Origin of the sequence: Cellulomonas fengjieae (assembly GCF_018388465.1) — a bacterium.
In the GTDB taxonomy this organism is placed as follows: domain Bacteria; phylum Actinomycetota; class Actinomycetes; order Actinomycetales; family Cellulomonadaceae; genus Cellulomonas; species Cellulomonas fengjieae.
Genome location: NZ_CP074404.1, coordinates 2,379,943 through 2,392,435, shown reverse-complemented (window position 1 = coordinate 2,392,435; position 12,493 = coordinate 2,379,943). Strand labels below are relative to the sequence as shown.

12 protein-coding genes are annotated in these 12,493 nt (G+C 72.6%); 5 read left to right on the top strand and 7 right to left on the bottom strand.

Features of this window, described 5'->3' with window-relative positions; genetic code table 11:
• The first annotated feature begins 10 nt into the window (after positions 1 to 10).
• Complete coding sequence (recO, locus tag KG102_RS11095; protein ID WP_208288843.1) at positions 11 to 742, top strand: DNA repair protein RecO; 732 nt, start codon at positions 11 to 13, stop codon at positions 740 to 742.
• Positions 743 to 1,525: an isoprenyl transferase gene (locus tag KG102_RS11090; RefSeq protein WP_208211312.1), complete on the top strand. Its 783-nt coding sequence runs from the start codon at positions 743 to 745 to the stop codon at positions 1,523 to 1,525.
• Here KG102_RS11090 and KG102_RS11085 read toward each other — a convergent pair.
• Genes KG102_RS11085 through KG102_RS11070 form a run of 4 tightly spaced genes read right to left on the bottom strand, consistent with a single transcriptional unit; the run spans position 1,510 to position 4,735 of the window.
• Positions 1,510 to 2,070 (bottom strand): DedA family protein, encoded by a 561-nt coding sequence (locus KG102_RS11085; RefSeq protein ID WP_249667289.1) that lies wholly within the window; start codon positions 2,068 to 2,070, stop codon positions 1,510 to 1,512. The two genes, KG102_RS11090 and KG102_RS11085, sit on opposite strands and share 16 nt — an antisense overlap.
• A 9-nt stretch (positions 2,071 to 2,079) precedes the next feature.
• Positions 2,080 to 2,991, bottom strand: coding sequence for a metal ABC transporter permease (locus KG102_RS11080; RefSeq protein WP_208212627.1), 912 nt, complete (start codon positions 2,989 to 2,991; stop codon positions 2,080 to 2,082).
• Between the two features lie 41 nt (positions 2,992 to 3,032).
• Positions 3,033 to 3,809, bottom strand: a complete 777-nt coding sequence (locus KG102_RS11075) for a metal ABC transporter ATP-binding protein (protein WP_249667287.1) — start codon at positions 3,807 to 3,809, stop codon at positions 3,033 to 3,035.
• Positions 3,806 to 4,735, bottom strand: coding sequence for a metal ABC transporter substrate-binding protein (locus KG102_RS11070; protein ID WP_208288845.1), 930 nt, complete (start codon positions 4,733 to 4,735; stop codon positions 3,806 to 3,808). The genes KG102_RS11075 and KG102_RS11070 overlap by 4 nt, the downstream gene beginning before the upstream one ends.
• Before the next feature lie 160 nt (positions 4,736 to 4,895).
• Here KG102_RS11070 and KG102_RS11065 point away from each other — a divergent pair, with 160 nt between their 5' ends.
• Positions 4,896 to 6,281, top strand: a complete 1,386-nt coding sequence (locus KG102_RS11065; RefSeq protein WP_208211306.1) for a glycine--tRNA ligase — start codon at positions 4,896 to 4,898, stop codon at positions 6,279 to 6,281.
• 49 nt (positions 6,282 to 6,330) lie between these two features.
• Here KG102_RS11065 and KG102_RS11060 read toward each other — a convergent pair whose 3' ends face one another.
• The gene (locus tag KG102_RS11060) at positions 6,331 to 7,284 is read right to left on the bottom strand and encodes a hypothetical protein (protein ID WP_208288847.1); all 954 of its coding nucleotides are present in this window, start codon (positions 7,282 to 7,284) and stop codon (positions 6,331 to 6,333) included.
• Positions 7,281 to 7,868, bottom strand: a complete 588-nt coding sequence (locus KG102_RS11055) for a SigE family RNA polymerase sigma factor (protein ID WP_208288849.1) — start codon at positions 7,866 to 7,868, stop codon at positions 7,281 to 7,283. Before KG102_RS11055 ends, KG102_RS11060 begins: the two co-directional genes overlap by 4 nt.
• Before the next feature lie 96 nt (positions 7,869 to 7,964).
• Between KG102_RS11055 and dusB the strand changes: the two genes are divergently transcribed.
• Positions 7,965 to 9,140, top strand: coding sequence for a tRNA dihydrouridine synthase DusB (dusB, locus tag KG102_RS11050; RefSeq protein WP_208289042.1), 1,176 nt, complete (start codon positions 7,965 to 7,967; stop codon positions 9,138 to 9,140).
• A gap of 93 nt (positions 9,141 to 9,233) precedes the next feature.
• Positions 9,234 to 10,682 (top strand): alpha-amylase, encoded by a 1,449-nt coding sequence (locus KG102_RS11045; protein ID WP_208289043.1) that lies wholly within the window; start codon positions 9,234 to 9,236, stop codon positions 10,680 to 10,682.
• A 50-nt stretch (positions 10,683 to 10,732) separates the two neighbouring features.
• Here the strand turns inward: KG102_RS11045 and KG102_RS11040 are convergent, their stop codons facing one another.
• Positions 10,733 to 12,484, bottom strand: a complete 1,752-nt coding sequence (locus tag KG102_RS11040; protein ID WP_208211298.1) for a glycoside hydrolase family 13 protein — start codon at positions 12,482 to 12,484, stop codon at positions 10,733 to 10,735.
• Positions 12,485 to 12,493: the final 9 nt, after the last annotated feature.

The following is a 12,493-nucleotide window of genomic DNA, read 5'->3' as shown; positions in this document are numbered from 1 at the left end:
GAATGGTCCGGTGAGCCTCTACCGCGACGAGGCGATCGTCCTGCGCACCCACAAGCTGGGGGAGGCCGACCGCATCGTCACCCTCCTGACCCGGTCGCACGGGAAGGTCCGTGCCGTCGGCAAGGGGGTGCGCCGCACGTCCTCGAAGTTCGGCTCCCGGCTCGAGCCCTTCATGTACGTCGACCTGCAGCTGAGCACCGGCCGCAACCTCGACATCGTCACGCAGGCGGAGACGCTCGGACCGTTCGGGCGCCGGATCTGCGAGGACTACACGCTGTACACCGCCGGCACGGTCATGCTCGAGACCGCCGACCGGCTGGTCGAGGCCGAGCACGAGCCGGCCCTGCAGCAGTACTGGCTCCTGGTCGGCGCCGTGAAGGCGTTGGCCTACCGCGACCACGCCCCGGGACTGGTGCTCGACTCCTACCTGCTGCGGGCGCTCGCCATGGCGGGCTGGGCGCCCAGCTTCACCGACTGCGCGCGGTGCGGGGCCACGGGTCCGCACTCGGCGTTCGCCGTGGCGTCGGGCGGCGCCGTCTGCCGCGCGTGCCGGCCGCCCGGCGCCGCCGCGCCGGCGCCCGAGACGTTCGCGCTGCTCGCGTCGCTGCTCGAGGGAGACTGGTCCGTCGCCGACGCCAGCGCCGAGCGGCACCGCGGCGAGGGCAACGGCCTGGTCGCCGCGTTCTGCCAGTTCCACCTCGAGCGCCAGCTGCGCTCGCTGCCGATGGTCGAGAGGGTCTGAATGCCCGTCCCACCCCCGCCGCACCCGAGCGGCGAGCGCGCGCCCGCCATCCCCAAGGAGTTCGTCCCCCGGCACGTGGCCGTCGTCATGGACGGCAACGGTCGGTGGGCGAACGCCCGCGGGCTGCCGCGCACGGCCGGCCACGCCGCCGGAGAGGCGTCGCTGCTCGACGTGGTGGCCGGTGCCATCGAGGTCGGCGTGGAGTACGTCTCGGCGTACGCGTTCTCCACGGAGAACTGGTCGCGCTCACCCGACGAGGTGCGCTTCCTCATGGGGTTCAACCGGGACGTGCTGCGCCGCCGGCGAGACCTGATGGACTCGTGGGGCGTCCGGGTGCGCTGGGCGGGCAGGCGGCCGCGGCTGTGGCGCTCGGTCATCACCGAGCTGGAGACGGCCGAGGAGCAGACCAGGAACAACTCCACGGTCACGCTGACGATGTGCGTCAACTACGGCGGTCGCGCGGAGATCGCCGACGCGGCGCAGGCGATCGCGCGGGAGGCCGCGGCCGGTCGCCTGAAGCCGGAGAAGGTCAACGAGAAGGTCTTCGCCCGGTACCTCGACGAGCCGGACCTGCCGGACGTGGACCTGTTCCTGCGCTCGTCGGGTGAGCAGCGGACGTCGAACTTCATGATCTGGCAGGCCGCCTACGCCGAGCTGGTCTTCCTGGACGAGCCGTGGCCCGACGTCGACCGGCGGCACCTGTGGCGGGCGGTGGAGACGTACGCGCGTCGGGACCGCCGGTACGGGGGAGCGGTCGACAAGCCGGGTCAGACCTCCGCCTGAACCTCCGCGGCAGCGCCCTGGTCCGCGCGACGCCGCGCCCGGCGCCGCAGGAGCCAGGCGACGAGGATGCCGACGACCACCAGCGCGCCGGCGAGCGCCCAGGGAGACGTGGTGAACAGGGCGAACGCGGCCCACAGGGCGCCGAAGCCGATCGTCGCCCAGACGACGGCCCAGGCCACCGCGCCCGGCAGCGAGGCGAGGAAGAACCGGGGGTAGGGCATCCGGATCAACCCGGCGGCCGCGAAGACCGCGGTCTGCACGCCGACGGTCAGGTACGCGAGCGTGACGCCGATCGCGCCCCAGCGACGCACCAGGTCGAGGCCCCGTTGGGCGCTGCGGGTGTCCGTCCAGGCCTCGAGCCGGCGGATGGTCGCGTGCCACCACTCGGGTGCGCCCTCGTGCTCATGGACCACCTGGGCGCCACGGACCACGCCGCGGCCGGCCCAGTAGGTGGCGTGCGAGCGGGCCATCACGATGACGAACAGCCCGGCGACGGCGACCGCGAGGGGCACGGTGCCGAGCTGGTAGGCGTCGCGGGGGTCCACCCGGTGATTCTACGGCGACGGGACGGGCCGACCCGTGGCCCCGTCGTCGTCGCGCACGTCGTCCACCAGCAGGACGTCGTCCACCATGTCGGGGTGCGGGTCCCGCGGTGGCGGAGGACGGCGCACCAAGGGCTCGAGGGTGGCGGTGACGGCGTAGACCAGGATCGCGAGGACGACGATGGTGGCGCCGGGCGGGATGTCCTGCCAGTAGGTGAGCGAGAGGCCCACGACGCTGACGGCGACGCCGATCACGCTGGCCATGATCATGGTCCGGCTGAACGACCGCGCGAACAGCTGCGCGACGGCCACCGGCACGATCATCAGGGCGCTGACCAGCAGGAGCCCCACCACCCGCATCGCGATGGTGACCGTCAGCGCCGCGAGGGTCGCGACGACCATCGACAGCAGCCGCACGGGCAGCCCGCTCGCGCGGGCGAACTCCTCGTCGTGGCTGACGGCGAACAGGGCCGTGCGCAGCCCGATCCCGACACCGAGCACCAGCAGGGCGAGGCCGCCCGTCCACCACAGGTCCGCGGTCGACACGGTCGAGATGGAGCCGAACAGGTAGCTGATGAGGTTGGCGTTGGTGCCGCCGGCGATCTTGATGAGCAGGACGCCGCCGGCGATGCCGCCGTAGAACATCAGGGCGAGCGCGAGGTCACCGCTGGTCCGGCCGCGCTCCCGCACGAGCTCGATGACCACCGAGCCGACGACCGCCGCGACCACCGCGCCGGGCAGGGCCAGAGTGTCCTGCGGCACCAGGCCGGCCCAGCTGCCGACGAGCCAGCCGAGTGCGACGCCGGTGAGGGCGACGTGCCCGATCCCGTCACCCATCAGGGCCATGCGGCGCTGCACGAGGAAGGTGCCGACGACGGGGGCGGCGGCGCCGACCAGGATCGCGGCGATGAGGGCGCGCTGCATGAGGGGCGAGCTCAGTAGCTCGAGGACCTGGTCCCACGGGCTCACGGGTTCACCTCCACGGACAGGGACGGGCCGGTGCGCGGCGGCTCGGGGTCCGGGTGCGCGTGCGTGTGGACGTGGTCGGCGCCGGCGTGCTCACCGCGGGCACGGGGTGGCGCCCCGTCGTGCGCGATCCTGCCGTGCCGCAGCACGACGGCGCGGTCGATGAGCGGGGCGAACGGACCGAGCTCGTGCAGGATCACCACCACGGTGGTCCCCGCGTCGTGCAGGCGGCTGACGGTGTCGACGAAGGTGGCCTGCGTGGGGATGTCGATGCCCGACGTGGGCTCGTCGAGCACCAGCAGGTCGGGGTCGCGCACCAGGGCCCGGGCGATGAGCACGCGCTGCTGCTGGCCGCCGGACATCTCCTGCACGCGCTGGAACGCCCGGTCGGCCAGGCCGACGTCGGCCAGTGCGGAGAGAACGCGGTGCCTGCGCCCGCGCGCGGGCCGCAGCGTGCGGCCGTGCAGCAGTCCCGACGTCACGACCTCGTAGGCGGTGGCCGGTACACCTGCCGCCGCGGGCAGCCGCTGCGGGACGTAACCGATGCGGTCCCACGGTGCCGACGGGCCCAGGGGGGCGCCGAAAAGCTGGACCGTGCCGGACGTGCGGGGCACCACGCCGAGCAGCGTGCGCACCAGGGTGGACTTGCCGGAGCCGTTTGCGCCGAGCAGGGCGAGGACCTCGCCCGCGGGAACGGTGAGGTCGATGCCGTCGAGGATCGGCTGGCCGCCCAGCGTCACACCGAGCCCGGCTGCCTCGATCACGGGTGTGCTCACGAGCAGGACAATGCCATGCGCAGGGCGTCGAGGTTCGCCTCGGCGACCGAGAAGTAGTCGGCGTCGGGCTCCGTGACCCCCTCGAGCGGGTCGAGCACGGCGGCGTCGATCCCGAGGTCGGCGGCCAGCGTCTGGGCGACCTTGGGGCTCACCAGGCTCTCGAAGAAGATGGTGCTCACGCCCTCGTCGCGCACGATGTCCTTCACCTCGGCGAGCCGGGCGGGCGACGGCTCGGCGTCCGGGTCGATGCCGGAGATGCCGACCTGGTCCAGGTCGTACCGGTCCGCCAGGTACCCGAACGCGTCGTGCGAGGTGACGAAGGTCCGCGACCCGCACTGCTGGAGCCCTGCGGCGTACGCCGCGTCGAGGTCCTCGAACCGCTGGTTGAGCGCAGCCGCGTTGGCGGCGTACGTGTCCGCGCCCTCGGGGTCGATCTCGCTGAGTGCCGTCGCGACGTCGTCGACGACGGCCGGCATCCGGCTGGGGTCGAGCCAGAAGTGCGGGTCGAGCTCCCCGTGGTCGTGCTCCTGGTGCTCCTCGGCAGTCTCGTCCTCGTGGTGCTCGTCAGCTGCCAGCAGCGTGGTGTCGGAGGCCGCGTCGACCACGTGCCCGGGCGACGTCTGCGCGACCGCGTCATCGACCGCGGGCTGGAAGCCGGACAGGTAGAGCATCAGGTCCGCACCGTCGATCCGTGCGACCTGCGCGGGGGAGAGCTCGACGTCGTGCGGCTCGGCCCCCGGCGGCGTCACGGACCGCACGTCCACCCGGTCGCCGCCCACCTGCTCGGCGATGAACTCCAGGGGGTAGAACGACGCCATCACGTCGACGGTCCCGTCCTCGGTACCGGAATCGCTGGTGCAGCCGCTGACGAGGAGCGGCAGGGCGGCCAGCGGGGCCAGCAGAGCGAGACGACGAGCGTTGTACATGACGATCATTCTCAGTTAGGCGAGAACGGTTGTCAAAACGCTCGGGCCGGGCGACCGGTAGCCTGGGCTGCACTCATCTGCTCAACCGCGGCGGTCCCCGCTGCGGTCCATCCGTCCGCGGCACCCAGCCGCGGGCGCCACCACCCTGGAGTGATCGATCGTGGCTGCACCCTCCCGCCTGGACTCCGTCGTCTCCCTCGCCAAGCGGCGCGGCTTCGTCTTCCCGAGCGGTGAGATCTACGGCGGTACCCGGTCCGCGTGGGACTACGGACCGCTGGGCGTCGAGCTCAAAGAGAACATCAAGCGCCAGTGGTGGCGCACGATGGTCACCAGCCGCGACGACATCGTCGGCCTGGACTCCTCGGTGATCCTGCCCCGCCAGGTCTGGGTGGCCTCCGGTCACGTCGGCGTCTTCACCGACCCGCTCACCGAGTGCCTCTCCTGCCACAAGCGGTTCCGCGAGGACCACATGCTCGAGCAGTTCGAGGAGAAGAAGGGCCGCGCCCCCGAGCACGGCCTCGCCGACATCTCGTGCCCGAACTGCGGCACCCGCGGCCAGTGGACCGAGCCGCGCGACTTCAACATGATGCTCAAGACCTACCTCGGCCCGGTCGAGGACGAGTCCGGCCTGCACTACCTGCGGCCCGAGACCGCGCAGGGCATCTTCGTGAACTTCGCCAACGTGAGCACGACGAGCCGCAAGAAGCCGCCGTTCGGCATCGGCCAGATCGGCAAGTCGTTCCGCAACGAGATCACGCCGGGCAACTTCATCTTCCGCACGCGCGAGTTCGAGCAGATGGAGATGGAGTTCTTCGTCGAGCCCGGCACCGACGAGACCTGGCACCAGTACTGGATCGACCAGCGCACCGACTGGTACACCGACCTGGGCATCGCGCGCGAGAACCTGCGGCACTACGAGCACCCGAAGGAGAAGCTGTCGCACTACTCGAAGCGCACCGTCGACATCGAGTACCGCTTCGGCTTCCAGGGCAGCGAGTGGGGCGAGCTCGAGGGCATCGCCAACCGCACCGACTTCGACCTCAAGACGCACACCGAGCACTCGGGCCAGGACCTGTCGTACTTCGACCAGGCGACGAACACCCGGTACGTGCCGTACGTCATCGAGCCCGCCGCCGGTCTCACCCGCTCGCTCATGGCCTTCCTCGTCGAGTCGTACACCGAGGACGAGGCGCCCAACACCAAGGGCGGCGTCGACACCCGCGTGGTGCTCAAGCTCGACCCGCGCCTGGCGCCGGTCAAGGCCGCGGTGCTCCCGCTGTCCCGCAACGAGTCGCTGTCGCCCAAGGCCCGCGACCTGTCCGCCGAGCTGCGCAAGAACTGGAACGTCGACTTCGACGACGCCGGCGCCATCGGCCGTCGCTACCGCCGGCAGGACGAGATCGGCACGCCGTTCTGCATCACGGTCGACTTCGAGACGCTCGACGACCAGGCCGTCACCATCCGGCACCGCGACGACATGACGCAGGAGCGCGTGGCCCTGGACAAGGTCACCGGCTACCTGGCGCAGCACCTCGTCGGCGCCTGACCTCGCACGTCCCGCAGGCCCGGAGCGCTGCTCCGGGCCTGCGGTGCGTCTAGGGCTGGACGCGCGCGAGGACCTGATCGGCGGTGAGCTCGCAGGCGTCGAGCCTGCCGCAGCCCTCGCCCGCGACGGTCGCGCCGTCCGCGCCGACGAACGTCGTGAACGGTGGAGCGGAGCCCTGCAACTCGATGAAGTTGGCCACCGTGGTGTTCTCGCGGACCGCGAAGAGGAGTCTGTCGGAGCCCGGTGCCCGGAAGGTGGGGACCTCGAAGGTCGCTCCCGTCTGCGCGATGACGTCGTCGCCGTCGACGTCCTCGTTGACGCCCACGGGGTACGTGACGAAGACGCGCGGGTTCTCGAGCCCGGGCGGTACGTCGCCCACGAGGATCACGACGGTGCTCCGCCAGTCGCTGCTGGCGCTCTCGGGTGGCAAGAAGGTGGCCCGCCGTGCCGCCGGGTACAGCGCACCGCGGTCCAGGGTTCTGTCGGTGCTCCACGTGACCGTGGCGGCCGTGCCGAGCGATGAGCCGTCCCCGCCGTCGTACCCGTCCCGAGCGGCGACCGTGACGCCGGCGCGGCCGTCGGGAAGGTCGCCGAGGGCCTGCACCCCGACCGCGTAGATCCGCCCACCGGTGGGACTCCGGCTGTCGACCTCGACGGACAGGTTCAGGTCCAGCCAGCTGCCGTCCGGCCCGTCTCGCAGGACCGGCACGTTGGCCGCCCACATGTTCTGCGCCACCTCGACCGAGGGGTCGGTGCCGAGCATCCGTGGCGCTTGGGTGCCGACCGGCGTGCGGTGCGGAAGGGGGATGGCGCCGACGGCCCCGCCGGCCACGAGGGCGAGCGCCGCGACGGCCGACACCGAGCCACCGATCGCACGCTGACGGCGCCGCCGACGACCCGCGGCGACGGTCTCGCCGGGGTCGAGGGTCATCGTCGGCAGCGCGACGTCGGCGCGGGTGCGCAGGGCTCGGACGAGGTCCTCGTCGGACAGCATGGAGGTCACGGGGTGCTCCGGTCTGTGGAGGTCAGGGCCGTGCGCAGGGTCGCCAGGCCGCGGGACGACGTGGACTTCACGGTGCCGACGCTGACGCCGAGCTCGGCGGCCACCTCGGCCTCCGGGAGCCCGACGAAGTGCCGCAGCACGACGATCCGGCGCTGGCGCGCAGAGAGCAGGGCGAGCGCACGGACTAGCTGGTCGCGGTCGTCGGAAGGGCCCAGAGTGCCCCCGGCGGCGTTCTCGGGCAGGTGCTCCGGCGCGGACAGCACCTCGCGACGTCGTCGTCGCCAGGTGTCGATGCGCAGGTTCACCAGGGTTCGTCGGGTGTACGCCAGCGGGTCGTCGCGCCGGGCGCGGGACCAGGACGCGTAGGTGCGCACCAGCGCGTGCTGGACCAGCTCCTCGGCGCGGTGCGCTTCACCGACCAGCAGCCACGCGGTGCGTAGCAGGTCGGCGCTGTGGGCGGCCATGAACTCGGTGAACTCGGCGTCGGTGTCGACCGTCGTCGCAGGTCCCGACGGCAGCACACGCGTCAACTCGGCGCCGACGTCGTCGTCGGCCGGGGCGGGTAGCTGCGGCGCCTGCGGCATGGGGGTCACACCGTAGAAGACGCAGCAGCATCCCGGAAGGTTGAGTGCCGTGGACGCCGGGTTGCCCGGCTGAGGGACAATGGCTGCGTGACCACGATGACTCCTGCGGTTCCGGCGCGCCCCGGTGCCGTCCTGCCGCCGCTGCGCATCGGCCCGCTGACCATCGACACCCCCGTCGTGCTGGCGCCCATGGCCGGCGTCACCAACGCCGCGTTCCGCCGGCTGTGCCGCGAGTCCGGCGCCGGTCTGTACGTGGCCGAGATGGTCACGTCGCGTGCGCTGGTCGAGCGTGGCGAGGAGTCGATGCGGATTATCTCGCACGAGCCGGACGAGCGACCGCGCTCCGTGCAGGTGTACGGCGTCGACCCCGCGACCGTCGGCGCCGCGGTCCGGCTCATCGCGAGCGAGGACCGCGCCGACCACGTCGACCTCAACTTCGGCTGCCCGGTGCCCAAGGTCACGCGCCGCGGCGGGGGAGCGGTGCTGCCCTGGAAGCGGGATCTGTTCCGGGCGATCATCACGGCCGCGGTCGACGCGGCCAGCCCCTACGGCGTCCCGGTCACCGTGAAGATGCGCAAGGGCATCGACGACGACCACCTGACCTACCTCGAGGCCGGCCTGGTCGCGCAGGAGGTCGGTGTCGCGGCGGTCGCGCTGCACGCCCGCACCGCCGCCGACTACTACTCCGGCACGGCCGACTGGGACGCGATCGCCCAGCTCAAGCAGACCGTGACCGACATCCCGGTGCTGGGCAACGGCGACATCTGGTCCGCGGAGGACGCCCTGGAGATGGTCGCGCAGACCGGCTGCGACGGCGTCGTCGTCGGTCGCGGCTGCCAGGGCCGTCCGTGGCTGTTCGCCGACCTCGCGGCCGCGTTCGCCGGGTCCGACGAGCGCATCCGGCCGGGCCTCGGCTACGTCGCGTCGATCGTGCGCCGGCACGCCGAGCTGATGGTCGAGCACTTCGGCGACGAGGGCAAGGCGCTGCGTGAGATGCGCAAGCACATGGCCTGGTACTTCAAGGGCTACGTCGTCGGTGGGGAGACCCGGGCCGCCCTCGGGCTGGTCTCGACCATGGCCGAGCTCGACGAGCGGCTGGCCCGCCTCGACCTCGACCAGGGCTACCCGGGCGCGGGTGCCGAGGGACAGCGGGGACGCGCCGGATCGCCCAAGCGACCGCTCCTGCCGTACGGCTGGCTGGACTCGCGCGACCTGTCGCCGGAGTTCGCCGCCGCGCTGCACGAGGCCGAGCTGAGCGTGTCGGGCGGCTGATGCTCGACTCGATGCTGTGGGACCACCCCGCGCGTTAGGGTGTGCCGTCCTGCACGTTGCTGCAACGCGTTGCGGCCCACTCCCGAGGTGACGATGTCGCACCTGCGCGCCCGCACGACCGTCCTGGTCGGCGCCCTGGCAGTCCTGGCCGCGTGCAGCGGTCCGTCCGAGCCGGCCGTGACCCAGACGCGTGACGTCGGGGTGCAGCTGTTCCAGTGGACGTGGGACGCCGTGGCGACCGAGTGCACGGAGGCCCTGGGTCCCGCCGGCTACGCGTGGGTGCTGACCGGCCCGCCGCAGGAGCACATCGTGGGGGAGCAGTGGTGGACGGCCTACCAGCCGGTCAGCCACCGGGTGGAGTCGCGCCTGGGCACGCGCGAGCAGTACGCGGCCATGGTGGAGACGTGCCACGAGGCCGGGGTCGACGTGTGGGCCGACGCCGTGGTCAACCACATGACCGGCCAGGACGCGCCGGGCACCGGGTGGGCGGGGTCGCCGTACGCGCACTACGAGTACCCCGGGCTGTACTCCGAGGCCGACTTCCACCACTGCGGCCTGACGCCGAACGACGACATCGCCCTCTACCAGGACGCGCACCAGGTGCAGACGTGCGAGCTGGTCAACCTGGCCGACCTGGCCACGGGGACCGCGCACGTGCGGGCCACGGTCGTCGCCTACCTGGAGGACCTGCTGTCCCTCGGCGTCGACGGGTTCCGGATCGACGCGGCCAAGCACATGGCCCCGCAGGACGTCGCGGCCATCGTCGCGGAGCTGCCCGAGGGCACGGGCATCGCGCAGGAGGTCATCCGAGGCTCCGGCGAGCCGGTGACGCCCGAGCAGTACGTGGGCAACGGCAAGGTCTACGAGTTCGCGTACGGCAGGGAGCTGCAGGGCGTGCTCGCGGGGGCGCCCGGGCGCGCGCTCGAGCTGGGGACGTCCTCGCAGGTCCTGCCGACGGATGACGCGGTGGTGTTCGTCGACAACCACGACACCGAGCGCAACGGGTCGACGCTCAGCTACGCCGACGCGGAGCAGTACGCGCTCGCGAACGTCCTGATGCTCGCCGGGACGTACGGGACGCCGGCGGTGTACAGCGGCTACGCGTTCTCCGACCGTGACGCCGGTCCGCCGCAGGACGCCGACGGCCGCGTGCTGGACGCGTCGTGCCGCGAGGCGGGGCCGCGGGTGGACCTCGCCGACGGCGACTGGGTGTGCCAGCACCGCTGGACGCCGATCGCCGGCATGGTGGGCTGGCGCAACGTCGTCGGGGACGCGCCGATGGTGGACGCCTGGTCCGACGGTGACGCGGTCGCCGTCGGCCGCGGCGAGCGGGGCCTGGTGGTGGTCAACCTCGGCGACGAGCCGCTCGACACGACGCTGTCGACGAGCCTGCCCGACGGCCGCTACTGCGACGTGCTCGGGCTGCCGGTCGCGGCCGGTGAGGCGTGCCCGGGCGCCGCGATCCGCGTCGAGGACGGCAGCGTCGCGGTCGTGGTGCCGCCGCTGAGCGCCCAGGCGTTCCACGTCGCAGCCCGCCCCTGACACCCGGACGGCCCCGCCGAGCAGGCTCGGCGGGGCCGTCCTCGTGCAGCTCAGGCGGTGTGGCGCGCCCAGACGGTGGCATCCGAGGGAACCAGCACGTCACCGTCGGCGCCGACCGGCAGGTCGATCGAGGCGAGCAGCACCTCGGTGCCCGCCGGCAGCGCGACGGCGTCGGCCCCGAGGTTGGCGACAACCAGCACGTCACGGTTCACGAACGCGATCACGTCGTCGCCGAGCCCGTGCAGCCACTCCATCCCGCCGGAGCCGAGGCGCGACTCCCGGCGCTGCCGGAGCGCCGCCCGGTACGTCTCGTACGTCGACCCGGCGGCGCCGCGCTGGGCGTCGAGCGCGTACGAGGCCCACTCGGCGGGCTGGGGCAGCCACGTCACGCCGGTCGGGGAGAACCCGAACCCGGCCTCGCCCGCCGCCCAGGGGAGGGGGACGCGGCACCCGTCGCGACCGCGCTCGGCGCCGCCGGTCCGGAAGAACGCGGGGTCCTGGCGCAGGCCGTCGTCGAGCGAGGTGTGGTCCGGCAGGCCGAGCTCCTCGCCCTGGTACAGGTACGCGGAGCCCGGCAGGCCGAGCATGAGCAGGGAGGCGCAACGCGCACGACGCAGCCCAAGGACCTCGTCGGGCTGCTCGTCGCCGTGGCCGATCCCGTTGGGGCGCGAGCCCGGCTCGGCCAGGCCGAGGCGCGAGGCGTGGCGGACGACGTCGTGGTTGGACAGCACCCAGGTGGTCGGGGCGCCCACGGCGTCCGACGCACGGTAGGAGGCCTCGACGACGGACCGCAGCGCCGGCGCGTCCCAGTGCGTGCTCAGGAACGCGAAGTTGAACGCCTGCTGCATCTCGTCCGGGCGCACGTACCGGCTCAGGCGCGACAGCGGCTCCACCCAGGCCTCGGCGACGAGCGCGCGGTCACCGGGGTACTCGGCGAGCACCTTGTTCCAGGAGCGGTAGATGTCGTGCACGCCGTCCTGGTCGAACATCGGACCCTGGTTGCCCGAGCCGGAGACGGCGTCGGTCGGGTCGACGTCGGTGGGCGCGACGCCCTCCGAGCCCTCGATCATGGAGACGTGCCCGTCCCAGTCGGGCAGCCCCGGCGCCTTGACCATGCCGTGCGCGACGTCGATGCGGAAGCCGTCGACACCACGGTCCAGCCAGAACCGCAGGACGTCCTCGAACTCGGACCGGACCTCGGGGTGCTCCCAGTCGAGGTCGGGCTGACGCGAGTCGAACAGGTGCAGGTACCACTCGCCGGGGGTGCCGTCGGGGTCGGTCGTGCGGGTCCACGCCGGACCGCCGAAGATCGACTGCCAGTTGTTGGGCGGCTCCGACCCGTCGATGCCGCGGCCCGCACGGAACAGGTAGCGGGCGCGCTCGGGCGAACCGGGTCCGGCGGCGAGGGCGGCCTGGAACCAGACGTGCTCGTCCGAGGTGTGGTTGGGCACCAGGTCGACGATCACGCGCAGGCCCAGGCCGTGCGCGCGCTCCAGCATGGTGTCGAAGTCCTCGAGCGTGCCGAACAGGGGGTCCACGTCGCGGTAGTCGGCCACGTCGTAGCCGGCGTCGGCCTGCGGTGACCGGTAGAACGGGGAGAGCCAGACGGCGTCCACCCCCAGCTCGGCCAGGTGGTCCAGCCGCGAGGTGACGCCCGGCAGGTCGCCGATTCCGTCCCCGGACGCGTCCGCGAACGAGCGCGGGTAGACCTGGTAGATCACGGCATCGCGCCACCACTCGCCGTCGGGCGAGCCGGCGGTGTGCACCAGGGTGCGCAGGGGTCGGGTGTCGATCGTCGTCATGCGGGCATG

Excerpts from the sequence above, each read along its gene's own strand:
- KG102_RS11045 (WP_208289043.1), top strand. The coding sequence starts at position 9,234 with ATGTCGCACCTGCGCGCCCGCACGACCGTCCTGGTCGGCGCCCTGGCA.
- KG102_RS11055 (WP_208288849.1), bottom strand. The coding sequence starts at position 7,868 with ATGCCGCAGGCGCCGCAGCTACCCGCCCCGGCCGACGACGACGTCGGC.
- KG102_RS11080 (WP_208212627.1), bottom strand. The coding sequence starts at position 2,991 with ATGCAGCGCGCCCTCATCGCCGCGATCCTGGTCGGCGCCGCCGCCCCC.
- dusB (WP_208289042.1), top strand. The coding sequence starts at position 7,965 with ATGACTCCTGCGGTTCCGGCGCGCCCCGGTGCCGTCCTGCCGCCGCTG.
- KG102_RS11070 (WP_208288845.1), bottom strand. The coding sequence starts at position 4,735 with ATGTACAACGCTCGTCGTCTCGCTCTGCTGGCCCCGCTGGCCGCCCTG.
- KG102_RS11090 (WP_208211312.1), top strand. The coding sequence starts at position 743 with ATGCCCGTCCCACCCCCGCCGCACCCGAGCGGCGAGCGCGCGCCCGCC.
- KG102_RS11040 (WP_208211298.1), bottom strand. The coding sequence starts at position 12,484 with ATGACGACGATCGACACCCGACCCCTGCGCACCCTGGTGCACACCGCC.